This is a genomic window from Enterobacteriaceae endosymbiont of Donacia vulgaris (assembly GCF_012568445.1).
In the GTDB taxonomy this organism is placed as follows: domain Bacteria; phylum Pseudomonadota; class Gammaproteobacteria; order Enterobacterales; family Enterobacteriaceae.
Genome location: NZ_CP046190.1, coordinates 367,042 through 393,206, shown reverse-complemented (window position 1 = coordinate 393,206; position 26,165 = coordinate 367,042). Strand labels below are relative to the sequence as shown.

The following is a 26,165-nucleotide window of genomic DNA, read 5'->3' as shown; positions in this document are numbered from 1 at the left end:
TATATTGTTTTTTTAAAAGAGAAAAATGAAAATTTTTATAAAAAATAAATTTTTTTTTATTAATATTTTAATCTGTATATTATTAATATTTACAACTAATTGTAAGTATTATTATACTTCAAAAAAAAAATACCACAAAACTTCTTTAAAACAAGAATATTTAGAAGCTATAAAAATTTTAGTTAGTAAAAAATATGAAAAAGCTTTAATTCAATTTAGTAATTTATATGTTAATTATCCATATAATATATATACTGAAAAAGTTTTAGTTTATTTAATTTATTTAAGTTATCTTAACAAAAATTTTTTAAATGTTTTAGAATTAACTGAAGAATTTCTGCAATCTTATAATAGTTCTCCATTTATAAGTTATATTCTTTATATTAGAATTTTAGCTGAAATGTCTTTAGATTCTAATACTAGAATACAAAATCTATTTAGAATAAATAGAAAAAATTGTAATCCCTTTTATACTCAATTAGCTATTAATGATACAGAAATATTTATTAAAAATTATCCTAAAAGTATTTATATTAATAATTTAAAACAAAAATTAATTATTATGAAAAAACGCGTAAGAACATTTGATTTAAATATCATTGAATTTCTTTTTAAAAAGAAAAATTATATATCTACAATTAATAGATGTTTAATTTTTTTAAAAGAATATCCTAATAGTATAGAAAATAATTTAATTAAAAAAATTTTAAAAGATTCATATCTTAAAATAAATATTAATAAATAATTTAAAAAACTTAATATTAAAATAATATTAAGTTTTTAAAATTTTATATCTAAATTTTTAATTAAAAATATTTTTTATATTTTACTAAAAAATTAAGTTATTATTTTTTAATAAATTATTAATTTTATTAAAAATATTAATTATTTTTACTTTCTTTTTTTTATCAATTAAAAAAGATAAATTATTAATATAATCTAAATACTTTTTAATATTGGCGATATTATTTTTTGAATCTGTAATTAAATTTATATATAATTGTGGATTTTTTAAAAAAAAATTTTTTAAAATAAATATATTTAAATCAGATATAGGTTTTGATAAAGTTAAAAGTTTATTAAATGATATTTTTGTTTTTATTAAAAAAGTACTATATATTAATGTGAAAAAATATTTTAATGATTCTACAAAAAAAACATATTGATCATGTTCTATTATATCCATAAATTTAATTTTTAATCCCCAAATTTTTATTTGTTTTAAAAACCAATGGTAATATTTTTTTTTACGGCCATAACAACATATTATAGATTCTTTAAATAAAAAATTTTTTTGATAATCAAAAAAATAATATAATCCTAAAACAGGTCCTTGATATATCTTTAATATTTTTGGAATAGATATTTCTTTTATAGGAGATAAATCAATTAAAATACAGTTTTTAGGTAAAAGTAATAACTTTTTAATAAATTTTTTAAAAAAATGTTTAGATATATCTAAAATAATCATTCCTATATTTTTAAATAAATTATTAATATTATTAATGTTTATATCTTTTTCTTTTATATATTTAATATCATATCCAGTTATAGTTAACATTTCTTTAAATAAATAACTAATTTTTTCATTGTGACTAATAATTAATATTTCTGTAAAATTAGGTTTTATTTTTTTAAATTTTTTTGTTTTTTCATAACAATATGATTCGTTAATTATACGATATAATATATCTTCAACAAATTTAGGAGATATTCCTTTTTTTTTTGCTTCTTTTTTTCTTAAATAAATGATATGTTTTTCTCTTTCTGGTACATAAATTGGAAGTCCATATTTATTTTTTATTACTCCTATTTTTTTTACTAGTTTTAATCTTTTTGATAAAATATCTAGTAATTTTATATCTAAAATATCAATTTTATTTCGTAATAAACTTAATTTATTTAACATATTTTTTTACAATTATATTTTATTAATATTATTTTATATTAAACGTAATTTAAGTATTGAATTTAACTCATCATTTATTTTATATAAAATAGTTTTTGTTGTTTGTAAACTTATACATCCATCTGTAACTGATATCCCATATTTTAATTTTTTATAATTATTAATACTTAAAATTTGGTTTCCTTCATTAATATAACTTTCTATCATGATACCCATAATAGAATTATTTCCTTCTTTAATTTGAGAAATTATTGAATTAATAACTACAATTTGTTTTTTAAAATCTTTATTAGAATTACCATGACTACAATCTATCATTATTTTTGGTTTTAATTTTACTTTTAATAAAGATTCTTCACATTTTATTATATCAGATTTATAATAATTAGGTTTTTCCCCACCTCTTAAAATAATATGACAATTTTTATTTCCTTTTGTATCAATAATACAAATTTTACCATTTTTATTTATACTAATAAAATGATGTTCTATAGAAGAAGCTTGAATTGCATTTATAGCTGAAAGAATATTACCATTTGTATTATTTTTAAATCCTACAGGAATTTTAACTGAAGAAGCTATTTCTCTATGTATTTGTGATTCAACTGTACGTGCTCCAATAGCGACCCAACTTAAAAGATCATCAAGATATTTTAATGTATTAGGATCTAAAATTTCTGTAGCTACTGGTATATGATTTTTAATTAATTTTATTAGTAATTTACGTGCTAAATATAATCCTTTATTTATATTAAAAGAATAATCCATATATGGATCATTTATTAATCCTTTCCAACCCAAAACTGTTCTAGGTTTTTCAAAATATACTCTCATAACAAGATATATATTATTACTAATTTTAGAAAACATTTTTTTTAAATATTTACTATATTCTATTGCTTCATCAATATTATGAATAGAACAAGGTCCACAAATAATTAATAATCTATGATCTTTACCTGAAATAATATTTGATATAATAGAGCGTGAATTTAATATATTATTTTTAATATCATTTGTAATTGGTAATGTATTTTTTAATTCTTTTGGAGTTATTAAATATCGTTTATTTTTAAAACAAATTTTTTGCATAATAAAATATCCAAAAATAAAAATATTATTGCATGAAAATAACATATTTATTCTTTTGAATTCAATTTAATAATTAAAATATAAATATAAATTTAATTATTTGATAGTTAAAATATTAAAAAGTTTCTTTATAATAAAAAATATATATTTTATCTAAAATTATATTTAGAAGGTAATAAATGAGTAAATTAATAAAAAAAAATACAATAGAATCAATATTATTAGATAAATTTGCAGAACATGCTTATCTAAACTATTCTATTTATGTAATTTCTGATAGAGCACTACCTCATATTGGTGATGGCTTAAAACCAGTACAAAGAAGAATTATATATGCTATGTTTGAATTAGGATTAAAATCATCATGTAAATTTAAAAAATCAGCTAGAACAATTGGAGATGTTATTGGTAAATATCATCCTCATGGAGATGTAGCTTGTTATGAAGCAATGGTTTTAATGGCGCAACCATTTTCTTATAGATATCCTTTAATAGAGGGACAAGGTAATTGGGGATCGCAAGATGATCCTAAATCATTTGCGGCAATGAGATATACAGAATCTCGTTTAGCAAAATATTCTGATATATTATTAAATGAAGTAGAAAAAGATACTGTAAAATTTATACCTAATTTTGATGGGACTTTATTAGAACCTAAAATATTACCAGCATGTTTACCAAATATAATTTTAAATGGATCAACAGGAATAGCAGTAGGAATGGCAACAGATATACCTCCTCATAATATTAAAGAGATATCTAATGCTATAATAAAGTTAATTGATTATCCCAAAATTAAATTAAATGAAATTTTGAATATTATTCAAGGTCCAGATTTTCCAACTGGAAGTGAAATTATAACACCTAAAGATGAAATTTATAAAATATATGAAAAGGGTAGAGGTTCTATTAAATTAAGAGCAGTATGGAAAATAAAAGATAATACAGTAATTATTACATCATTACCATATCAAATTTCTGGAATACGTATTATTGAGCAAATTACAACACAAATGAGAAATAAAAAATTACCAATGATTGAAGAAATAAGAGATGAATCTGATTATGAAAATCCAACTAGAATAGTCATTGTAATTCGTAATAATTTTAATTATTTAAAAATTGAAAAAATTATGTATCATTTATTTTTTATTACTGATTTAGAAAAAAATTATCGTATTAATTTAAATATGATAGGTTTAGATCATAAACCAGCTGTAAAAAATTTAATAGAAATATTATCAGAATGGATTTTATTTAGAAAAAAAATAATAAAAAAACGTTTAAATTTTTATTTAAAAAAAATTAATAAAAGATTACACATAATTAAAGGATTATTAATAATCTATTCTAATTTAGAAGTTTTTATAAAAATTATTCGTTTTAATTTAAAACCGCATGCTATTATTAAAAAAAAATTTAATCTTACTGATATACAAATAGAAACACTACTTAATTTCAAATTACGTTCTATTTCATTTGTAGAAGAAAAAAATTTAATAAATGAGAAAAAAAAATTGGAAGTAGAACATAAAAAAATTGAAAAAATATTATTTTCAGAAAAAAACATAAATTTACTTTTAAAAAAAGAAATTTTATTATCTTCTAATAAATATGAAAATCCTCGTCGTTCAATTATTAAAAAAAGAAAAGAAGCAAAATTATTAAATGAATCTGAATTAATTTTAAGTGAACCTATTACAATTATTTTATCTAAAATGGGATGGATTAGATGTGCTAAAGGTCATACTATAGATCCTTTAAATTTAAATTACAAATCAGGAGATTCTTTTTTAATTTCAGTAAAAGGGAAAAAGAATCAAACTATAGTAGTTTTAGATTCAAAAGGACGTAGTTATAGTATTGATTCTTTTTCCTTACCTGCAGCTCGTAGTCAAGGAGAACCTTTAAATGGAAAATTAAATATTCCACAAGGATCTGTAATTAAAAGTTTATTAATGGAATCTAATAATAGGGAAATAATTTTAGCTTCTAGTTCTGGTTATGGTTTTATATGTAAGTTTCATGATTTAATTGCTTGTAATAGAAATGGAAAATTATCTATTAATTTATCAGATAATGCTGAAATATTACCACCATTAGTAATTAAAAATAAAAATTTTAAAATATTAACTGTATCTTCTTTAAGTAAATTTTTATTATTTTCTATTAATGAAATTTCTAAACTTTCTAGAGGTAAAGGAAATAGATTAATTTTTATTAATAATAAAGATTTTATTCAAAAAAAAGATAAATTAAAATGGATATTTCTTATTAATAAAAATTCTATAATTTATATAAAAACTAATAATAAAGAATTTAAATTAAAATATCAAGAATTAAAAAATTTTTTTGCAGTTAAAGGAGGAAAAGGATTTTTATATAAAAATATTAGAAATATTAAAGATGTTTTTTTAAAATAATACAATTTAGTTATATAAAAACATTTATATAAACTATTAAATTAGTTAAATAATAATGTGTTATTCATGTTATAATATGCATAAGTTAATTTCAAACTATAAAAAAATAATAATTTTATGTAAGTAAAATTATTTTATATTTTAAATTTTTTATAATTTTTTTTTAAAATTTTTATTTAAAATAAAAAAACTTCATTTATTTAATAATTTAAATAAATCAAATATTTCGATTTAAATAATAAAATCATTGTTATATATTTATTTCATAAAAATTATAAATATATTTATTCATATTTTTATATTTTAAAATTTTAGGTAGGTTTAACAATATGAGAGTATTGAAATTTGGTGGAACATCTTTAAAAAATGCAGAAAGATTTTTATTAGTAATTAACATCATGAAGATTTATCTAAAAAATGAACAGGTAGCTGTTGTTTTATCTGCTCCTGCAAATATTACAAATATTTTAGAAAACATGATAGAAAAATCTATAAAAAAAAAAAATTATAAAATAGACATAATTTATATCCAAAAATTTTTTATAAATTTAACTAATAATTTAAAAAAAAATATAAAAAATTTAGATATTTATACTATAATGTATCGTATAAACAAAATTATAAATAAGATAGAAAAATTTTTATGTGGTATTAATTTACTTAATTATTGTCCTCATATGATTAAAGCAAAAATTTTATCACAAGGTGAAAAATTTTCTATTCTTTTATTAGAAAGTTTATTAAAAATAAAAAAATATAAAATATTTGTAATTTCTCCTAAAAAATATTTATTAGCATATGGAACTTATTTAGAATCAACAATAGATATTGACTTAACTTTTAAAAATATTAAAAATATTAATTTATTAAATATTAATGTCATATTAATGCCTGGATTTTCTGCTGTTAATGAAAAAAAAGAAACAGTATTATTGGGGAGAAATGGTTCTGATTATTCAGCTGCAGTATTATCTGTTTGTTTAAAAGCTAAATGTTGTGAAATTTGGACTGATGTTAATGGTATATATACAGCTGATCCTAATTTAGTATCAAATACTCATTTATTAAAATTTATTACTTATAGAGAAGCTCTAAAATTAGCATATTTTGGGGCTAAAGTAATTCATTATAAAACTTTAGCACCCATGTTACAAAATAATATACCTTGTGTTATTAAAAATATTATGAATATAAAATCTACTGGAACTTTAATTAGTAGTTTTGATAAAAAAAACAATATTTTACCTAAAATAAAAGGAATTACTGAGTTAAAAAATATATCAATGTTAAATATTAATGGTGATAAAAATAAACAAATTAAAAATATTATATCACGAATATTATTTTTTATATTTAAACTGAATATATCTATTTATTTTATAACTCAATCTTCTGAAGATTGTAATATTAATATTTTAATTTTAGATCAAGATGTGAATAATTTAAATATTTTATTAAAAGAAGAATTTTATTTAGAATTAAAATATAATTTAATTAAATCAATTAAAATAATTAAAGAATTATCATTAATTACATTAGTTGATAATAAAATTAAAAATTCTACAAATTTAATTTCTAAATTTTTAAATATTTTTAAAATAACAAATACAAAGATATTTACTATATCACAAAATATTTTTCAAAATTATATTACTGTTGCTATAAAAGGGAAATATGCACAAAATATTATTAAAATAGCACACAAAATATTATTAAATAAAGAAAAAATATTAGAAATATTTATAATAGGTACTGGCGGTATTGGTAGTACTTTATTAAAACAAATTGATCAAAATAAATATTATTTTAAAAATAAAAACATTAATTTAAAAATCTGTAGTATTATTAATACAAAAGTTTTTTTATTTAATAAAAATGGAATTAGTATCCAAAATTGGAAAAAAGAAGCTAGTAATACTAATATTTATAATAATTCTGGTAATATAATAAAAAATTTATTGTATCAATTTAAACAACATAAATTTATTAATCCCGTAATTATTGATTGTACTTCTTCACAAATAATTGCAGATAAATATATAGATTTTTTATATCATGGGTTTAATATAATTGCTACTAATAAAAAAGCAAATTCTTCTTCGATGGAATATTATAAACAAATACGTTTAACAGCAAATCAATTACATTTAAAATTTTATTATGAAACTAATGTTGGAGCTGGATTACCAGTAATTAATACATTACAAAATATAATAAAAATAGGTGATAAACTTAATAATTTTATTGGAATCTTATCGGGTTCACTTTCATTTATTTTTGGTAAATTAGAAGAAGGTATTCCTTTATCAAAATCAATCATAATGGCTAAAGAAATGGGTTTTACTGAACCAGATCCAAGATCTGATCTTACTGGAATAGATGTAGCTAGAAAATTACTTATATTAGCAAGAGAAATTGGTTTAAATATCGAATTAAATGATATTAATATTGAATCTATTATACCTAATACATTTAATAAAAAAAAGTCTCTTAAAGAATTTTTAAATTCTTTATCAGAGTTAGATATAATTTATACAAAAAAAATTCAAGAAGCAAAAAAAAATCATCAAGTATTACGTTATATAGGTAGTATAAATTCACAAGGTATATGTAAAGTAAAAATTAGACAGATTGATAATAATCATCCTTTTTTTAAAATAAAAAATGGAGAAAATTCTTTTGCTTTTTATACTAATTATTATCAACCATATCCATTAATTTTAAGAGGATATGGAGCAGGAAATAATGTTACTGCAGCAGGAGTATTAAATGATTTATTACGTTTAATTTAATTAAATTATAAGGAATTATTATTTATGATTAAAATTTATTCTCCTGCTTCAATCGGAAATATAAATGTAGGGTTTGATTCTTTAGGAATTGCATTATCAAGAATAGATAAAGGTTTTTTAGGAGATTTTATAACAATTTCGTCATCTAAAAAATTTATTTTAATTAATAAAGGTCTTTTTTTAAATGATTTACCAAAAAATCATCATGAAAATATTATTTTTCATTGTTGGGTTAAATTTTGTAAAAAAATTGGGAAAAAAATTCCGGTAAAAATAATTTTAGAAAAAAATATTCCTGTAGCATCAGGTTTAGGTTCTAGTGCCTGTTCAATTGTTGCATGTTTAAAAGCAATAAATTTATTTTGTAATAATCCATTAAATAATATTGATTTACTAAAATTAATGGGAGAATTAGAAGGATTATTATCTGGCAATATACATTACGATAATATTGTTCCCTGTTTATTAGGTGGTATGAAATTAATATTAGTTATTAATAAAAATAATTTAATTATTCAAAATATTCCAATTTTCAGAAATTGGTTCTGGGTTATAGCATATCCGGGTATTAAATTATCTACTTTTTATTCTAGGAAAGTGTTACCAAAACTATATAAAAAAGAAATTTTTATTAAACAAAGTCAATATTTAGCAGGTTTTATTAATGCTAGTCATACTAAACAAGAATTATTAGCATCAAAATTAATGAAAGATTTTATTGCTGAACCATATAGAAAATCTTTTATACCTAATTTTGAAAAAGTTTCTTATACAGCAAAAAAATTAGGTGCATTAAGTTATGGAATTTCTGGATCTGGACCTACTGTTTTTAGTATTTTTAATAATTTAAATATTGCATATAATATGGTGGATTGGTTTAAAAAAAATTATTTAAAAAATAATACAGGTTTTGTTTACATATGTAAAATTAATAATATAGGTACTCAAATTATGGAGCAAAAATGAAATTTTATAATCTTAATTTTCATGAAGAAAAAAAAAATTTTAGTCATGCTTTAAAAAAAGGTTTAGGGAAAAAACAAGGTTTATTTTTTCCAATAAATATACCAAAATTAAATAATAAAATAATTAAAAATATATTAAATCTTAATTTTATAGATAGAAGTAGTTATATAATTTCACTTTTTTTAAATAAAAAAGAAATTTCATTAGATGAATTAAAAATAAAAATAAATAAAGCATTTAATTTTCCTATATTATTAAATATAATTGATAAAAATCTTGCTTGTTTGGAATTATTTCACGGACCTACTTTAGCATTTAAAGATTTCGGTGTACGTTTTATGGCACAAATGTTAAATTTTTTTAATAAAGGAAAAAAAATTCTTATTTTAACTGCTACTTCTGGTGATACTGGTGCTGCGGTTGCTCATGCTTTTTATAAAATGCAAAATATTGAAGTTGTTATATTATATCCTTATAAAAAAATTTCTATTTTACAAGAAAAATTATTTTGTACATTAGGAAATAATATTAAAACAATTGCAATTAAAGGTAATTTTGATGATTGCCAAAAACTTATAAAAAAAGTGTTTAATGATAAAGAACTTAAAAAATTATTATATTTAAATTCTGCAAATTCAATTAATATTAGTAGATTAATAGCACAAATATGTTATTATTTTGAAGCTTTTTCACAAATTCCTTTAGATCAAAAACAAAAGAAAATAGTATTTTCAGTTCCTAGTGGAAATTTTGGTAATTTAACTGCTGGATTAATAGCCCAAACAATGGGATTACCTATACATAAGTTTATTGCTGCAACTAATATTAATGATACAATACCCAGATTTTTAAAAACAGGGTATTGGAAACCTAAAAAAACGGTGTCAACATTATCTAATGCAATGGATGTTAGTATTCCTAATAATTGGCCTAGAATTATAGAAATTTTTAACCAAAATAATTGGGATTTTAAAAAATTAGAGTCTTTTCCAATTACAGATATACAAACAACTAATACAATAATAAATTTTTATAATCAATATAAATATATTTTAGAACCACATTCAGCTGTAAGTTTTTGCGCATTAAAAAAACAAATTTTAAAAAAAGATACATTTAATATATTTCTTGGTACTGCTCATCCAGCTAAATTTCAAAATTATGTTTATAATACACTACATAAAAAAATTTTATTACCTAATATTTTAATTAATTGTTTAGAAAAAAAAAATTTATCCTATAAATTATCTAATAATTTTTCTTATTTAAAAAAATTTTTAATACAAAATTACGTAATATAACATATTCTTAAAAAGAAGAAATTAATTATGATAATCAATAAATTAATATATAATCCTCAATATTTTATAATATTTCAAGTTTTTGCTATAACTATTAGTTCTATAATGATATTTATTTCCTCTTTTTTAGGAGGTCGTTCATCCGGATTAGATAAACAAATACCATTTGAATCTGGAGTTTATTCCTATGGTAATACTCAAATTAAAATACACATTAATTATTATTTAATAGCAATATTTTTTATCATATTTGATGTTGAATCTTTATATTTATATTTATGGGCTGTTACTATTAAAATAGTAAAATTAGAAGGTTTTTTTGAAGGTATACTATTTATTTTTACTCTTTTAATTACTTTATTTTATTTATTTAAAATGAAAGCTTTAAATTGGCAATATAAAAATATTTAATTATATAAAATACTATATACATATATACGAAAATGAAATATATTCTAAATAAAATTCAAAACAATAAAAAAAATTACCCTCTAGAAAATAAAAAGAATATTAATATAGATCCTTTAAATGATCAAATTAGTAAAAATATTTTTTTAGGTAATTTAAAAAAAATTACAAATAAAATTATTAATTGGGGGAGAAAAAATTCTTTATGGCCTTATAATTTTGGACTATCTTGTTGTTATGTTGAAATGACTACATCTTTTACATCTATTAATGATATTTCAAGATTTGGTTCAGAAGTTTTAAGAGCATCTCCTAGACAAGCTGATTTTATGGTAATTGCTGGAACATGTTTTTTAAAAATGGCTCCTATTATACAAAGATTATATGATCAAATGTTAGAACCTAAATGGGTAATTTCAATGGGGTCTTGTGCTAACTCTGGAGGAATGTATGATATATATTCTGTAGTACAGGGAGTAGATAAATTTTTACCTGTAGATATTTATATACCAGGATGTCCTCCTAGACCAGAAGCTTATATACAAGCATTATTATCATTACAAAAAGCTATAAATTATGAAAGACGTCCTTTATCTTGGGTTATAGGCGATCAAGGTGTTTATAAAGCTAAATTTGAAAAATCATTAAATAAACATTTAAATGTTAAAAATATTAAATTTAAATCAATAAAAAATATATAGTATTAAAAAATATTTATAATAAGGTCTATTTATGCATAATATTTTTGATGATGTAATTAAAAAAATAGGAGAGATACATAACAAATCTTTTTTTCAGAAAAATACAGAACCTATTATAAATGAGTTAAATAAAAAGTTTAATTTTAAAGATTTTATTATACAAAATAATCTTAATCATAAAATTCCTTTTACTATTTGGATTAAATCAAATGATTTAATAAAATTTATCAAATTTTTTTTAGAAATAAAAAATCCATATAATATGTTATATGATATGCATGGTATAGATGAAAGATTACATTTTAATAAATTTAAATTAATGAAAAAAATGGATTTTTCATTATTTTATCATTTAATATCTATTAATAGAAATTCTGATATTATCATAAAAATCCCTCTGAAAGAAAAATTTCTAAATATTAATACTATTACAAATTTTTTTCAAAATGCAAATTGGTATGAAAGAGAAATTTGGGAAATGTTTGGAATTAATTTTATTAATCATCCTTCTTTATCACATATTTTATTACCCAAAAATTGGGATAATGGTTATCCTTTACGTAAAGATTTTCCTTCTCGGGCAACTGAATCTATGCCTTATATATTAACAAAAAATAAATATAGAAAAGATATTAAATCTACTCAATTTAAACTAGAAAATAATAATATACCTATAAAAAATAAAATAAATGATTATATGTATTTAAATTTAGGACCAAATCATCCTTCAGTACATGGAGCTTTTAGACTAATTTTGCAATTATCTGGAGAAGAAATTATACAATGTATACCTGAAATTGGATATCATCATAGAGGAGCAGAAAAAATAGCTGAACGTCAAACATGGCATACATATATTCCATATACTGATCGTATTGAATATTTAGGCGGTTGTATAAATGAAATGCCTTATATTCTTGCAATTGAAAAATTAGCTAATATTATTATAACAGATAGAATTAAAGTTATTAGAATAATGTTATCTGAATTATTTCGTATTAATAGTCATTTATTATGTTTATCTACTTTTATGCAAGATTTAGGTATAATGACACCTATATTTTTAGTTTTTACTGATAGACAAAAAATATATGATATAATTGAAGCTATTACAGGAGCTAGAATGCATCCTGCATGGTTTAGAATCGGAGGTTTAGCACAAGATTTACCTAATGGATGGGATATTTTAATAAAAAAATTATTAAATTGGTTACCTAAAAGGTTAAATATATATAAAAAAATAGCATTGCAAAATAGTATTTTAATATCTAGATCTAAAAATATAGCATTTTATAATCAGAAAGAAGCAATATCTTGGGGAATTACTGGAACGGGTTTAAGAGCTACTGGATTAAATTTTGATGTTCGTAAATGGCGTCCTTATTCTGGATACGAAAATTTTGATTTTGATATCCCTATAGGTCATAACATTAGTGATTGTTATTCAAGAATTTTATTAAAATTTGAAGAAATTTGGCAAAGTTTACGTATTATTACACAATGTCTTAATTATATGCCTGCAGGAGAATATAAAGTTGATCATCCTTTAACAACTCCACCTCCTAGAGAAAAAATGTTAAACCATATAGAAACGTTAATTCATCATTTTGTCCAAGTATCTTGGGGCCCATTAATACCTGCAAATGAATCATTTCAAATGATTGAAGCTACTAAAGGAATTAATAGTTATTATTTAATTAGTGATGGTAGTACAATGAGTTATCGAACTAGAATTAGAACACCTAGTTTTCCTCATTTACAACAAATACCATCTGTTATTCAAGGTAGTCTAATATCAGATTTAATTACATACTTAGGAAGTATTGATTTTGTTATGTCTGATGTAGACCGTTAAAATATAATTTATGAAAAAAATAACTAAAAATATAAATATATCTTTAAGTAAAGAAGAATTAAAAATAATTAATAAAATTAAAAATCATTATGAATATAATAATGCAGCTATTATTGAAATATTAATATTTTTTCAAAAAAAATATGGATGGATATCTGATGATATTATTATTAATATCTCTAATATTTTAAATATAAATCCTTCTGAAATTGATAGTATAGCTACATTTTATAGTCAAATTTTTAGATCACCAGTAGGTAAATATGTTATTAAATATTGTGATAGTGTTGTTTGTTATATAACAAAATATGAAAAAATATTAAAATATATTGAAAATAAATTACATATTAAACCAGGACAAACAACTTCTGATAAATTATTTACTCTAATACCTATATGTTGTTTAGGACATTGTGAAAAGAGTCCAGTTATAATGATTAATGAAAAAATTTATACTTCATTATCTATTAATTATATAAATCAAATATTGGATAATTATATTAATGAAAATCATAAATCCCAATCCGGAAACACATCCTCTAACATGGCGTATTAATAAAAATAAAACAATATTTTTAAAAAAATATATAAAACAAGATGGTTATCAAAGTTTAAAAAATAGTTTATTAAAGAATACTCCTCAAAATATAATTAATATTATTAAAAAATCGAAATTAAAAGGTAGAGGTGGGGGAGGATTTTATACTGGATTAAAATGGAGTTTAATACCACCTAAAAAGCATAATAAAGAAATTCGTTATTTTTTATGTAATGCTGATGAAATGGAACCTGGAACATATAAAGATCGTTTTTTAATAGAACATATTCCTCATCAATTAATAGAAGGTATAATAATTAGTGCTTTTGCTATTCAAGCAAATAAAGGATATATTTTTTTAAGAGGTGAATATATAAATTGTTTAAATATTTTAAATATAGCAATAAAAGAAGCTTATAGTGTTAATTTTTTAGGTAAAAATATATTAAATAGTAATTTTACTTTTGATTTATACCTTCATACTGGAGCGGGAAGATATATATGTGGAGAAGAAACAGCATTAATTAATTCTTTAGAGGGGAAACGTGCAAATCCAAGATTTAAACCTCCATATCCAGCTATAGTTGGTTTATGGGGTAAACCAACATGTATCAATAATGTTGAAACGATATTTAATATACCTGGTATAGTCAAATATGGCCCTGATTGGTACAAAAAAATATCTAAAAGTAAATATGATACTGGTACAAAACTGTTCGGATTTTCTGGAAATGTAAAAAATCCTGGATTATGGGAATTACCTTTTGGCATAACTGCTCGAGAAATTCTAGAAAAATATGCAGGAGGGATGAAAAAAGGTTTTATATTTAAGGCCTGGCTACCAGGTGGTGCTGGAACTGGTCTATTAACACAAGATCATTTAGATTTACCAATGGATTTTATAAATATCAGTAAAGCAGGTAGTAGATTAGGTACAGGAATATCTTTGGCTATAGATAATAGCATTAATATCTTATCTTTAATAAAAAATTTAGAAATTTTCTTTGCAAGAGAATCTTGTGGTTTTTGTACTCCTTGTAGAGAAGGTTTACCTTGGATTGTTAAAATACTAGATAATTTAGAAAAAAAAAGAGGTTCTAAAAAAGATATTTCTCTTCTTAAAGAAATAAGTCAACAATTAACAAATGGAGGTTCTTTTTGTGCTCATGCCCCAGGTGCCATGGAACCTTTAAATAGTGCATTAAAATATTTTTTGCATGAGTTTGAATATGGAATTACTAAATAAAATTTTTATATAAAATATTTATTTATAATATTTTTAAATTAAAGAATTGATATATACTAAAATAAGATTATGGAATTTATATTATGATTAATATCAATATAGAAGGTCAATTATATAAAGTTAATGAAAAAGATAATTTATTAAAAATATGTCTATCATTAGGTTTTAATTTACCATATTTTTGTTGGCATCCAGTTTTAGGTAGTATAGGTTCATGCCGTCAATGTGCAATAAAACAATATGATAATTTTAAAAAAAAAAATGGACATATAATTATGTCCTGTATGTCTTCTCCTATCAAAAATTCATATATATCAATTAATGATAAAGATTCGATTAATTTTCGTAAAAAAAATATTGAGTTATTAATGTTAAATCATCCACATGATTGTCCTATATGTGATGAAGGAGGTAGTTGTCATTTACAAGATATGACTGTTATGACAGGACATAATATACGTAGATATAATTTTACTAAAAGAAAATATAAAAATCAATATTTAGGACCATTTATATCACACACAATGAACCGTTGTATTACATGTTATCGTTGTTTAAGATTTTATAAAAATTATTCAGATGGAAAAGATTTTAATGTTTTTGGTTCAAAAGATAATATTTATTTTGGGAGATATTTAGACGGTAAATTAAAAAATCCTTTTTCTGGTAATTTAATTGAAATATGTCCAACTGGAGTTTTTACTGATAAAACATATAATATAAATTATGCAAGAAAATGGGATCTCCAATATGCTCCTAGCATTTGTCAACACTGTTCGTTAGGATGTAATATTTCTGTAGGAGAACGTTATGGACAATTATCTAGTATACAAAATAGATTCCATGAAAAAATAAATCATTATTTTCTTTGTGATAGAGGTTATTTTGGTTATGGATATCTCTTTTTAAAAAATAATCCTATTAAAATAATATATTATAAAAATAATAAAAAATTTGTTTTAAATGATAAAAAAATTATCAAAAAAATTGCTAATTTAATATCAAAATCAAAAAAAATTGTAGGAATTGGCTCTCCTAGAGCTAGTGTAGAAAGTAATTTTATTTTAAAAAAATTAGTCGGAAAAGATAATTTTTATTTAGGTATTTTAAAAAATGAACAAGAACAAGTTAATTATATTATTAAAATATTACAAAATAAAAATATATATTTCCCTACATTATCTGAAATAGAAAATCATGATGCTATTTTAATATTAGGGGAAGATTTAACAAATACTAATCCTAGAGCCGCTTTAGCAGTAAGACAAGCTGTAAAAAATCATTTGGATATTAAAGAACATAAAAATATTCCTTATTGGAATTTTGATGCAATTTTAAATTTAAGAAATCAATCTATTAATCCATTAATTATTACAAGTAATGACAAAACATCATTAGATGATATTGCTTTATGGAATTATTATGCACCGACTCTTAATCAATCTAAATTTGGGTTTATATTAGCTGATTATATTAAAAATAATAATATTCATTTTTCTTTAAATGATAAAAAATTAAAAAATAAAATTTTCAAAATAAAAGAAATATTATTAAATGCTAAAAAACCTTTAATTATTTCTGGAACTGGTGCTAGTTCTATAGAAATAATTTCGGCATCTTATGCTATTACAAAAGCATTAAATGAAAAAAAAAAAAATGTAGGTTTATTTTATGTCTTAAATAAAGTAAATAGTATGGGAGTAAATTTAATTAAAGGAAAATCTTTATGTGATTTATTTATAAAAAATCCATCTAATAATTTTAATATAGATATAATTATTATTATGGAAAATGATTTGTATTTTTATGAAGAAAAACATAAACTAAATAATTTTTTTTCAAAAATTCCGAATATAATTGTTTTAGATCATATTTTTACTAAAACTATGCAAAAAGCTCATATAATATTACCAGTATCAAATTTTATAGAGAGTAATGGTACTGTAATTAATAATGAGTGTAGAGCACAACGATTTTTTCAAGTATATAAACCTTCTTTTTATAATAAAAACAATGATAGAAAATCTAGTTGGAAATGGATATATAAAATTTACGCAAAATTAAAAAATTTGAATAATAAAATTACTTTAGATAGTATTATCAAAAAATGTGAAAAATACATTCCAATATTAAATGGTATTAATTTAACAGCACCTTCTACTAATTATAAAGTATATAATAGAAAATTTGCAAGATCTCCCGCTAGATATAGTGGAAGAACATCAATATTTTCTAATATTGATATACATGAACCACAACAACCAGAAGATATTGATACTATTTTTAATTTTTCTATGGAAGGAAATTATAATTCAAATATTAATTTAAAACATATACCATTTTTATGGTCTCCAGGATGGAATTCTTCTCAATCATTATATAAATTTCAAAAAGAAATAGGAGTATCATCAAAATATGGATCTACAGGATTTAAAATTTTACAAAAAAAAAACTATGTAGTAAAAATAAAAAAAGATAATCATAATTATGAATATATTTTATCTAATAAATTAATAATTATTGCCCATCATACTTTATTTCATAGTAATAGTTTAATACAAAAATCTCCTTTAATACAAAAATATTTTCCTTATCATTATGTTTTTTTTAACAAAAAAGATGCTAAAAGATTAGAAATTTTAGATAATAATTTAATTGAATTACATTGTTTAAATAATTTTTTTATATTAAAGGCATGTATTTCAGAATTTTTACATCAAGGATTAATTAGTATACCATTAGGAGTAAAAAAAATTCCATTATCTTTGTTAGGAAAATCTATTGAAAAAATAAAGGTATTAAAATGATTTTATTTTCTTGTTTAAATTCTATAAAAATAATTTATTTATTAAAAATAATATTAATATTATTATTATTAATAATAAGTGGAGCTTTCTTAAGTTTTACTGAAAGACGTATATTAGCTTTATTGCAAAATCGTTATGGTCCTAATAGAGTAGGATTATATGGATGTTTACAAATATTAGCAGATATGATAAAAATTATTTTTAAGGAAGATTGGACACCGAATTTTTCAAATAAAATATTATTTAATATTGCCCCCATTATAGCTTTTAATACATTATTATCTGTATTTGCTATATTACCAATTACTCCTCAATTAATGATATCCAATCTAAATATTGGAATACTTTTTTTTTTTATGATGGCTAGTCTTTCAATTTATTCTATTTTATTTGCAGGATGGTCTAGTGGAAATAAATATGCTTTATTAGGGTCAATTAGAGGTGTTGCACAAATAATAAGTTATGAAATTTTCTTAGGTTTATCCGTTATGGGTATTATCTGTCAAACAGGTTCTTTTAACCTTTTTGATATAGTTTATTATCAATATAAGAATTATTGGAATATAATTCCTCAATTTTTTGGTTTTATAGCATTTTTTATAGCTTCCATTGCATTATGCCATAGATATCCTTTTGACCAACCAGAAGCAGAACAAGAATTAATTGATGGTTATCATATTGAATATTCTGGAATGAAATTTGGTTTATTTTTTGTAGGAGAATATATTAATATAATAGTATTATCTTCTTTAATTGTAATTTTATTTTTTGGAGGATGGTTAGGACCTTTTTTACCTCCTATTATATGGTATTTAGGAAAAACTATTATTTTTATAATGTTATTTTTTTTAATTAGAGCATCATTACCTAGACCTCGTTATGATAACGTAATGTATTTTAGTTGGTTTATATGTTTACCATTAACATTAATTAATCTTATTATTACTGCATTTTTTGTAGTATTCAAATAATTATATTTTAAAATAATCATGAAAATAAAATTTTTTTTTATTGCTTTAATTAGTCAAATAAGAAGTATTTTTTTAGTCTTTATGAATCTCTTTAATAAAAGAGAAACTATAATGTACCCAGAAGAAAAAATTTATTTACCACCAAGATATAGAGGAAGAATTATATTAACATCTGATTCAAATAATAATGAACGTTGTGTTGCTTGTAATCTTTGTGCAGTTTCATGTCCAGTTAGTTGTATAACATTAAAAAAAGGAATAAATAAAGATGGTAGATCTTACCCAAAATTTTTTAGAATTAACTTATCTAGATGTATTTTTTGTGGTTTTTGTGAAGAATCATGTCCTACAGGAGCAATACAATTAATTCCAGATTTTGAATTATGTGAATTCAATAGAAAAGATTTAATATATGAAAAAAATGATTTATTAATAAATAATCAAGGAAAATATTTAAAATATAATTTTTATGATATTTCAGGAGTTAATATAAAAAATAATCCTAATAAAAAGGATAAATGTTCAAATATCGAAGTAGATATAAAAAATATATTACCATAATTTTAATTTTAAAAAAGGTATCTCATATGGAAATCATATTTTATATTTTAGGATGTATATCTATAATTTTTACATTTTTAATTATTATTAGTATTAATCCTATCTATACATTATTATATTTTTTAATTTCACTAATTTCAATATCATGTATATTTTTTATTTTAGGAGATTATTTCGCCGGTTCATTAGAAATTATTATTTATGCAGGAGCTATCGTTATTTTATTTATATTTGTTTTAATGTTCTTAAATTATAAAAATATTAAATTAGAAGAAAAAAAATTTTTATTTAAAAAAATACTGTTTTTAATTACTATATTCTTTCTTAATTTATTATTTTTAATATTTATATTTTATATTTTAAAAAATTTATATAATAAAAAATATATTGTTATGAATTTTATTAATATAATTGATATAGGAGTAAATTTATTTACAAACTATAAAATAATTATTGAATTAATCTCAATACTTTTATTATCTGGTATAATCATTGTTTTGCATATAGGTACAACAAAAGAATAATAAAAATACTTTTAAATTTTATAAAATAGAAGAATATAAAAATGATACCTTTATATTATGTTTTAATACTTATAATTGTAATATTTATTATTGGATTAATAGGAATAATAATTCGAAATAATATGTTATATATTTTAATTTGTACTGAAATCATGATCAATGCTTCAGCATTATCATGTATAATTTCTGGCAATTATTGGAAACAAACGGAAGGAGAAATTATGTATATTATATCAATTAGTATTTCAGCAATAGAAACATGCATAAGTTTAATTTTATTAATAAAATTATATTATTATAAAAATAATATTAATGTTGATTCAATTAGTGAGATGAAGGGATGAAATTTATTTTTTTAATTATTTTAATGCCATTAATTAGTTTTTTAATATTATCATTATTTTCAAATTATTTTAATAAAAATCAAATTTCAATTATTGGAGTAAGTTTTATTGGAATAAGTGCATTTCTTACACTCATTATAGGATATATTTTTACTAAAAATAATATTTTATTATATAAACAATCTTTATGGGAAATATTAAAAATTGATAATTTATATATTAATTTTTCTTTATGTTTAGATAAATTATCATTAATTATGTTAATAATTACTACATGGATAGGTTTTTTTATACATGTTTTTTCAATTTGGTACATGCAAAATAAAGAAGGGTACTCTAGATTTTTTGCATATACAAATTTATTTATTGCAAATATGATATTATTAATATTAGCTGATAATTTTATTCTAATGTTTTTTGGATGGGAAGGAGTAGGAGTATGTTCTTATTTATTAATAGGTTTTTTTTATAAAAAAAATTTAAATGGGTTATCCGCTATAAAAGCTTTTTTAATTACTCGTTTTAGTGATATTTTTTTAATTATTGGTATTTTTTTAATATTTAAAATATTTAATACTCTAAATTTTTCAGAAATATCATATTTAATCACATCTTCTTATATTTATTATAAATCATATTATTTAAAAATTATTGCAATAATGTTAATTATTGGATCATTAGGAAAATCAGCTCAATTTCCATTAAATACATGGTTAATAGATGCTATGGTAGGACCAACACCTGTATCTTCACTTATACATGCAGCTACTATGGTTACAGCTGGTATTTATTTAATATTACGTAATGATTTATTATTTTTAATGAATAATCATATACTTTTTTTAACTAGTATTATTGGTGCAATAACATTATTAATATCCGGTTGGGCTGCATTAATTCAAAATAATATAAAACGTATTTTAGCATATTCAACTATGAGTCAAATTGGATATATGTTTGTAGCGCTAGGAATCCATTCATTTCATGCTGCTTTATTCCATGTAATATCACATGCTTTTTTTAAAGCACTGCTTTTCTTATGTGTAGCATCAATTATTAGTGCATGTAAAAATGAACAAAATATATTTAAATTAGGAGGATTAAAAAAATATATTCCTTTTATATATTACTGTTTTTTACTTGGTTCTATATCTTTAGCGTCTTTTCCTTTTCTCACAATGAGTAGTTTTACTAAAGAAAAAATATTATATGAAATTTTAATAAATAAACAAATAATTTTATTTATTATTAGCATAATAGGTAGTATTTTTACTTCTTTATATACTATACGTATGATTTATATTATTTTTTATGGTAAAAATCATATTTTACCTATTAATACAGGTAAAAAAAAATTTACACATAATTTCCCATTAATAATATTAAGTATATTTTCTAGTTATATAGGAATAAAATTATTACCAACAAAAAATAGTATTTTATTACCTTATAAAATATTATTAATAAATAATAATTATAATCATATATTAGAAATTACTTCTATAATAATATTTATTATTAGTTTTATACTATATATATTTTCTGTTCAAAAAAATAATTTTAATGATAATAATTATTATTATAGATTTTCATTTATAAACAATTTTTTTTTAAATGGTTGTTATATAGATTTTATGTATAAAAAAATTTTTGTAAATATTTTTAAAAAAATATTATTAATTATAAAAAATGATCCTATTTCTAAATTTATAGATTTGTTAACAATAAAAATAATAAATCAAATAGGAAATATAATATTAATCAGTCAAAATGGATATATTCGTTGGTATATATCATCAATATATTTAGGAGTTATATTTATCATACTATATTTAATAGTATTAGTTAATAATTAACATTAATTTTATAATAAAATTCATATTTATATAGAAAATATTAAAATATAATTAGGAAATCTTATGTTATTACCATGGTTCATATTAGTTCCTTTTATTAGTGGTTTAATTTGTTGGCAAAGTGAAAAAATAAATTTTAAGTTACCTCGATGGATATCTTTAATTTCTATGAGTTCTATTTTTCTTTTATCAATTTTAGAATATTTGATATATAAAATACATTTACATGAAAAATTATTATTTATATATCCTATATGGATATCAGAATATATATTTAATTGGATGCCTAGATTTGGAATAAATTTTCACTTAGCAATAGATGGATTATCATTATTAATGATTAATCTTACTGGTTTATTAGGTGTAATGGCTGTTATATGTTCCTGGAATGAAGTTAAAAAATGGCATGGTTTTTTCCATTTAAATTTATTATGGATTTTAAGTGGAGTTATTGGTGTATTTTTATCTGTAGATATGTTTTTATTTTTTTTATTTTGGGAAATTATGTTAATACCTATGTATTTTTTAATATCTTTATGGGGGCATAAAAGTAAAAAAGGACATAGTAGAATAAAAGCTGCTACTAAATTTTTTATTTATACACAATCGAGCGGTTTATTAATGTTATATGGTATTTTATCTTTAGTTTTTTTAAATCAAAAATTAACTGGTATATTAACTTTTAATTATAATATTTTATTAAATAATCATTTACATTTAAAAACAGAATTTTTAATAATGCTATCTTTTTTTATTGCTTTTGCGGTTAAAATGCCTACTATTCCCTTTCATGGCTGGTTACCTGATGCACATAGTCAAGCTCCAACGGCTGGGTCAGTTGATTTAGCAGGTATTTTATTAAAAACAGCTGCTTATGGTTTATTAAGATTTGTTTTACCATTATTTCCTATATCATCTTTTAAATTTTCATTTTTTGCAATATTATTAGGAATTTCTGGCATATTTTATGGTTCATGGATGGCTTGTATACAGTCTGATATAAAAAAAATTATAGCATATACTTCTATATCTCATATGGGTTTTATTCTAATGGGAATTTATAGTCATAATAAATTAGCTTATCAGGGTGTCATTATACAGATGATTTCACATGGAATTTCCGCTGCAGCACAGTTTATTCTTTGCGGACAAATATATGAAAGATTAAAAACAAGAAATATTAAATTAATGGGAGGAATTTGGGATCAAATAAATACATTACCAGGATTGTTTTTATTTTTTGCTCTTGCTAGTATTGGTATACCTGGTACAGGAAATTTTATAGGTGAATTTTTAATTTTATTAGGAACTTTTCATACATATCCTATATGTTCAAGTATTGCTTCTTTAAGCTTATTATTTTCTAGTATTTATTCATTAAATATGATGCAAAAAATTTTTTATGGTCCTAAAACTAAAATAAATATTTTTATGAAAAAAATGTTTATAAGAGAAAAAACTATTATTTTTATACTTGTAATTTTATTATTAATTTTAGGTTTTTATCCACAAATTATTTTAAATATATCAGATTCTCCTATAAATAGTATATATAATAGAATTATGTTAAATAATTAAAATAAAATTTATATTAAATTTTAAATAGAATAGAATTCTTTATGACTAAATTATTAATGCCTTTAATTACTATTATTACATTATTGATATTATTATTAATTAAAATATCATTTAAAAGAAAAAATTTAACAAGTTTAATTATTACAATTTTTGGATTTGTATTAATAATAATGTCTATTTTATATACTAAAAATAATAATTTTCCAATAAACTATTTATTTTTAAATGATACCTATTCCATTTTTTATACAATAATATTAATTTGTAATAATATTATAACTTGTTTGATATCATATAAATGGTTATCTACTTTAAAATGGAATAAAGATGAATTTTATATATTGATGATAATAGCTACAATTGGGAGTATAGTTTTAATAAATGCAAATAATTTTATTTCTATGTTTTTAGGCATTGAATTAATATCTATTCCTATTATTGGATTAATAAGTTTTGATATTAAATCAAAATATTCTTTAGAAGCTAGTATTAAATATGTAATTTTATCGATAATAGCATCATCATTTATGATTCTTGGAATATCTTTTATTTATTTAGATAATGGAAGTTTGAATTTTATATTTTTATTAAATCATTTTTTAATTTATAATAAATTTTTAATACATTATTTAACTATAATTGGATTTTGTTTAATTATTACAAGTTTATTATTTAAATTATCAATAGTACCATTTCATTTTTGGACTTCTGATGTTTATCAAGGGGCACCCACACCTGTAACATTATTTTTAACTACATTTAATAAATCATCTGTTTTTATATTTTTAGTCAGATTTTTAATATATTTTACTGTAATTAATAATAGTAAAAATTTTTTATATAATATATTAATTTTATTATCGATATTATCTATAATATTTGGTAATTTGATGGGAATTAAAACAAAAAATAATATTAAACGGTTACTAGCATACTCATCTATAGCACATATTGGTTATATGCTTACAATTTTAATTTATAATCAAAAATATACAAAACATATTTTTGCATTAGAAATGATGGAAATATATATAATTAGTTATATAATAAATAATTTAGTTGTTTTAGGAATTATTAGTTTATTTACAAGTTTACATGATCAAGAAAAAAATACAGATAAATTGTATTATTATCGAGGATTATTTTGGTATGATCCAATTATTACTTTTATATTAACAATTATGTTATTTTCTTTAGCTGGTATTCCTTTAACTATAGGTTTTATATCTAAATTTTATTTAATAGCATTAAGTATAAAACTTAAAATATGGTATTTAACAATTTTTATTATATTAGGAAGTTCTATTGGATTATATTATTATCTACGTTTTATTATTATTTTATATTTACTACCATCTAAAATAAATAAAAATTGGTATTTTAAAAAAATACAGAATAAAAATTATTATTTTTTTATTAAAAATTTATTTTTGTTATTAACAATAACAACAATTATATTGGGTATATATCCTGAATTAATTATTAAATGTGTAAAAAATTTAGTTTAGCAAAGTATTTAAACTTTTATTTAAAAGTTGAAGTATATTTTTTTATTATTTTTAATAATAATTTAATTATTAAAAATAATAAAAAAATATACAAAAAATACTTAATAATTTTAGTAAAATCTTGTATCCAAGTAGATATAATTTCACCAAAAAAATACCCAGTAATAGTAAAAAAAAAAGTCCAAATAAAAGCACCAAAAATATTTAATAAAAAAAATTTTATATTAGAGATATTTGCAATACCTATTGTAATAGGACTTATTAATCTAAAACCATAAATAAATCTTGTAATAATAATAAATATATAAGGATAATTTATAATTAATTTACGATATTTTTGAATTTTAAAATTATAATTTTTAAAAATAAATAAAAATTTTTTACTATATTTTTTACCTATAAAAAATAATATTTGATTACTTATTACAGAACCTGTAATAGTAATAATAATAATTTTATGTAAAAATAATATTTTTTTATGTGCTAACATTCCAGCAAAAACAATAAATGTTTCCCATTCAATTAATGATCCTAATAATACAATCAAATAACCATATTGATTTATTATTTTAGTTGTATTTATATTAAACATATTTTATATCACATTTATAAAATAAATATTTAATATTTTATATTTATTAAAAAAATACAATATCTCGGTGAGAAGGGGATTTGAACCCCTGATATGTTTCCATATACATACTTTCCAGGCATGCGCCTTAAACCACTCGGCCATCTCACCATAATTTATATAATAAATATTGTCAAAATATTAATAATATATT

General features: G+C 20.1%; 21 protein-coding genes and 1 tRNA gene. 18 read left to right on the top strand and 4 right to left on the bottom strand.

Annotated features, from left to right (window positions below; translation table 11 throughout):
* The first annotated feature begins 25 nt into the window (after positions 1 to 25).
* Positions 26 to 745 carry an outer membrane protein assembly factor BamD gene (gene bamD / locus GJU01_RS01920; protein ID WP_168868154.1) on the top strand — a complete coding sequence of 240 codons (720 nt, stop codon included), beginning with the start codon at positions 26 to 28 and terminating at the stop codon, positions 743 to 745.
* Positions 746 to 829: 84 nt separating this feature from the next.
* Here bamD and tyrA read toward each other — a convergent pair whose 3' ends face one another.
* Positions 830 to 1,909, bottom strand: a complete 1,080-nt coding sequence (gene tyrA / locus GJU01_RS01915; protein WP_168868153.1) for a bifunctional chorismate mutase/prephenate dehydrogenase — start codon at positions 1,907 to 1,909, stop codon at positions 830 to 832.
* Between the two features lie 33 nt (positions 1,910 to 1,942).
* The gene (locus GJU01_RS01910; protein ID WP_168868224.1) at positions 1,943 to 3,001 is read right to left on the bottom strand and encodes a 3-deoxy-7-phosphoheptulonate synthase; all 1,059 of its coding nucleotides are present in this window, start codon (positions 2,999 to 3,001) and stop codon (positions 1,943 to 1,945) included.
* Between the two features lie 179 nt (positions 3,002 to 3,180).
* Between GJU01_RS01910 and parC the strand changes: the two genes are divergently transcribed.
* The 17 genes from parC to GJU01_RS01825 all read left to right on the top strand — a co-directional run bounded on the left by parC (position 3,181) and on the right by GJU01_RS01825 (position 25,380).
* Complete coding sequence (gene parC, locus GJU01_RS01905) at positions 3,181 to 5,424, top strand: DNA topoisomerase IV subunit A (protein ID WP_168868152.1); 2,244 nt, start codon at positions 3,181 to 3,183, stop codon at positions 5,422 to 5,424.
* Positions 5,425 to 5,753: 329 nt separating this feature from the next.
* The gene (thrA, locus tag GJU01_RS01900; RefSeq protein WP_168868151.1) at positions 5,754 to 8,216 is read left to right on the top strand and encodes a bifunctional aspartate kinase/homoserine dehydrogenase I; all 2,463 of its coding nucleotides are present in this window, start codon (positions 5,754 to 5,756) and stop codon (positions 8,214 to 8,216) included.
* A gap of 24 nt (positions 8,217 to 8,240) precedes the next feature.
* Complete coding sequence (gene thrB / locus GJU01_RS01895; RefSeq protein WP_168868150.1) at positions 8,241 to 9,182, top strand: homoserine kinase; 942 nt, start codon at positions 8,241 to 8,243, stop codon at positions 9,180 to 9,182.
* Positions 9,179 to 10,483, top strand: coding sequence for a threonine synthase (gene thrC, locus GJU01_RS01890; protein ID WP_168868149.1), 1,305 nt, complete (start codon positions 9,179 to 9,181; stop codon positions 10,481 to 10,483). Before thrB ends, thrC begins: the two co-directional genes overlap by 4 nt.
* Positions 10,484 to 10,510: 27 nt before the next feature.
* A complete protein-coding gene (gene ndhC / locus GJU01_RS01885; protein WP_246208930.1) occupies positions 10,511 to 10,894 on the top strand; it encodes an NADH-quinone oxidoreductase subunit A in 384 nt (127 codons plus the stop codon).
* A gap of 32 nt (positions 10,895 to 10,926) precedes the next feature.
* Positions 10,927 to 11,592: a NuoB/complex I 20 kDa subunit family protein gene (locus tag GJU01_RS01880; protein WP_168868148.1), complete on the top strand. Its 666-nt coding sequence runs from the start codon at positions 10,927 to 10,929 to the stop codon at positions 11,590 to 11,592.
* A 40-nt stretch (positions 11,593 to 11,632) separates the two neighbouring features.
* A complete protein-coding gene (gene nuoC / locus GJU01_RS01875; RefSeq protein WP_425482427.1) occupies positions 11,633 to 13,447 on the top strand; it encodes an NADH-quinone oxidoreductase subunit C/D in 1,815 nt (604 codons plus the stop codon).
* A 10-nt stretch (positions 13,448 to 13,457) separates the two neighbouring features.
* Complete coding sequence (gene nuoE, locus GJU01_RS01870) at positions 13,458 to 14,003, top strand: NADH-quinone oxidoreductase subunit NuoE (RefSeq protein ID WP_168868146.1); 546 nt, start codon at positions 13,458 to 13,460, stop codon at positions 14,001 to 14,003.
* A complete protein-coding gene (gene nuoF, locus GJU01_RS01865) occupies positions 13,951 to 15,231 on the top strand; it encodes an NADH-quinone oxidoreductase subunit NuoF (protein WP_168868145.1) in 1,281 nt (426 codons plus the stop codon). The genes nuoE and nuoF overlap by 53 nt, the downstream gene beginning before the upstream one ends.
* A gap of 83 nt (positions 15,232 to 15,314) precedes the next feature.
* Positions 15,315 to 18,038 carry an NADH-quinone oxidoreductase subunit NuoG gene (gene nuoG, locus GJU01_RS01860; protein ID WP_168868144.1) on the top strand — a complete coding sequence of 908 codons (2,724 nt, stop codon included), beginning with the start codon at positions 15,315 to 15,317 and terminating at the stop codon, positions 18,036 to 18,038.
* Positions 18,035 to 19,009 (top strand): NADH-quinone oxidoreductase subunit NuoH, encoded by a 975-nt coding sequence (gene nuoH / locus GJU01_RS01855; RefSeq protein WP_168868143.1) that lies wholly within the window; start codon positions 18,035 to 18,037, stop codon positions 19,007 to 19,009. The genes nuoG and nuoH overlap by 4 nt, the downstream gene beginning before the upstream one ends.
* 18 nt (positions 19,010 to 19,027) lie before the next feature.
* On the top strand, positions 19,028 to 19,570 hold the full coding sequence (gene nuoI, locus GJU01_RS01850; protein ID WP_168868142.1) for an NADH-quinone oxidoreductase subunit NuoI: 543 nt from the start codon (positions 19,028 to 19,030) through the stop codon (positions 19,568 to 19,570).
* A gap of 26 nt (positions 19,571 to 19,596) precedes the next feature.
* Positions 19,597 to 20,094 (top strand): NADH-quinone oxidoreductase subunit J, encoded by a 498-nt coding sequence (locus GJU01_RS01845; RefSeq protein ID WP_168868141.1) that lies wholly within the window; start codon positions 19,597 to 19,599, stop codon positions 20,092 to 20,094.
* A 41-nt stretch (positions 20,095 to 20,135) separates the two neighbouring features.
* Positions 20,136 to 20,438, top strand: a complete 303-nt coding sequence (gene nuoK, locus GJU01_RS01840) for an NADH-quinone oxidoreductase subunit NuoK (protein WP_168868140.1) — start codon at positions 20,136 to 20,138, stop codon at positions 20,436 to 20,438.
* Positions 20,435 to 22,294 (top strand): NADH-quinone oxidoreductase subunit L, encoded by a 1,860-nt coding sequence (nuoL, locus tag GJU01_RS01835; protein ID WP_168868139.1) that lies wholly within the window; start codon positions 20,435 to 20,437, stop codon positions 22,292 to 22,294. Before nuoK ends, nuoL begins: the two co-directional genes overlap by 4 nt.
* Positions 22,295 to 22,357: 63 nt before the next feature.
* Positions 22,358 to 23,872, top strand: coding sequence for an NADH-quinone oxidoreductase subunit M (nuoM, locus tag GJU01_RS01830; RefSeq protein WP_168868138.1), 1,515 nt, complete (start codon positions 22,358 to 22,360; stop codon positions 23,870 to 23,872).
* Positions 23,873 to 23,913: 41 nt separating this feature from the next.
* Positions 23,914 to 25,380, top strand: coding sequence for an NADH-quinone oxidoreductase subunit N (locus tag GJU01_RS01825; RefSeq protein ID WP_168868137.1), 1,467 nt, complete (start codon positions 23,914 to 23,916; stop codon positions 25,378 to 25,380).
* Positions 25,381 to 25,396: 16 nt separating this feature from the next.
* On the opposite strand, the gene GJU01_RS01820 is transcribed toward GJU01_RS01825, so the two are convergent.
* Both GJU01_RS01820 and GJU01_RS01815 read right to left on the bottom strand, forming a co-directional pair.
* Positions 25,397 to 25,972 carry a DedA family protein gene (locus tag GJU01_RS01820; RefSeq protein ID WP_168868136.1) on the bottom strand — a complete coding sequence of 192 codons (576 nt, stop codon included), beginning with the start codon at positions 25,970 to 25,972 and terminating at the stop codon, positions 25,397 to 25,399.
* A 65-nt stretch (positions 25,973 to 26,037) separates the two neighbouring features.
* Positions 26,038 to 26,122, bottom strand: a tRNA-Ser gene (locus tag GJU01_RS01815).
* Between the last annotated feature and the right edge of the window lie 43 nt (positions 26,123 to 26,165).

Coding starts and splice junctions, on each gene's coding strand:
- bamD (WP_168868154.1), top strand. CDS start 26: ATGAAAATTTTTATAAAAAATAAATTTTTTTTTATTAATATTTTAATC.
- tyrA (WP_168868153.1), bottom strand. CDS start 1,909: ATGTTAAATAAATTAAGTTTATTACGAAATAAAATTGATATTTTAGAT.
- GJU01_RS01910 (WP_168868224.1), bottom strand. CDS start 3,001: ATGCAAAAAATTTGTTTTAAAAATAAACGATATTTAATAACTCCAAAA.
- parC (WP_168868152.1), top strand. CDS start 3,181: ATGAGTAAATTAATAAAAAAAAATACAATAGAATCAATATTATTAGAT.
- thrA (WP_168868151.1), top strand. CDS start 5,754: ATGAGAGTATTGAAATTTGGTGGAACATCTTTAAAAAATGCAGAAAGA.
- thrB (WP_168868150.1), top strand. CDS start 8,241: ATGATTAAAATTTATTCTCCTGCTTCAATCGGAAATATAAATGTAGGG.
- thrC (WP_168868149.1), top strand. CDS start 9,179: ATGAAATTTTATAATCTTAATTTTCATGAAGAAAAAAAAAATTTTAGT.
- ndhC (WP_246208930.1), top strand. CDS start 10,511: ATGATAATCAATAAATTAATATATAATCCTCAATATTTTATAATATTT.
- GJU01_RS01880 (WP_168868148.1), top strand. CDS start 10,927: ATGAAATATATTCTAAATAAAATTCAAAACAATAAAAAAAATTACCCT.
- nuoE (WP_168868146.1), top strand. CDS start 13,458: ATGAAAAAAATAACTAAAAATATAAATATATCTTTAAGTAAAGAAGAA.
- nuoF (WP_168868145.1), top strand. CDS start 13,951: ATGAAAATCATAAATCCCAATCCGGAAACACATCCTCTAACATGGCGT.
- nuoG (WP_168868144.1), top strand. CDS start 15,315: ATGATTAATATCAATATAGAAGGTCAATTATATAAAGTTAATGAAAAA.
- nuoH (WP_168868143.1), top strand. CDS start 18,035: ATGATTTTATTTTCTTGTTTAAATTCTATAAAAATAATTTATTTATTA.
- nuoI (WP_168868142.1), top strand. CDS start 19,028: ATGAAAATAAAATTTTTTTTTATTGCTTTAATTAGTCAAATAAGAAGT.
- GJU01_RS01845 (WP_168868141.1), top strand. CDS start 19,597: ATGGAAATCATATTTTATATTTTAGGATGTATATCTATAATTTTTACA.
- nuoK (WP_168868140.1), top strand. CDS start 20,136: ATGATACCTTTATATTATGTTTTAATACTTATAATTGTAATATTTATT.
- nuoL (WP_168868139.1), top strand. CDS start 20,435: ATGAAATTTATTTTTTTAATTATTTTAATGCCATTAATTAGTTTTTTA.
- nuoM (WP_168868138.1), top strand. CDS start 22,358: ATGTTATTACCATGGTTCATATTAGTTCCTTTTATTAGTGGTTTAATT.
- GJU01_RS01825 (WP_168868137.1), top strand. CDS start 23,914: ATGACTAAATTATTAATGCCTTTAATTACTATTATTACATTATTGATA.
- GJU01_RS01820 (WP_168868136.1), bottom strand. CDS start 25,972: ATGTTTAATATAAATACAACTAAAATAATAAATCAATATGGTTATTTG.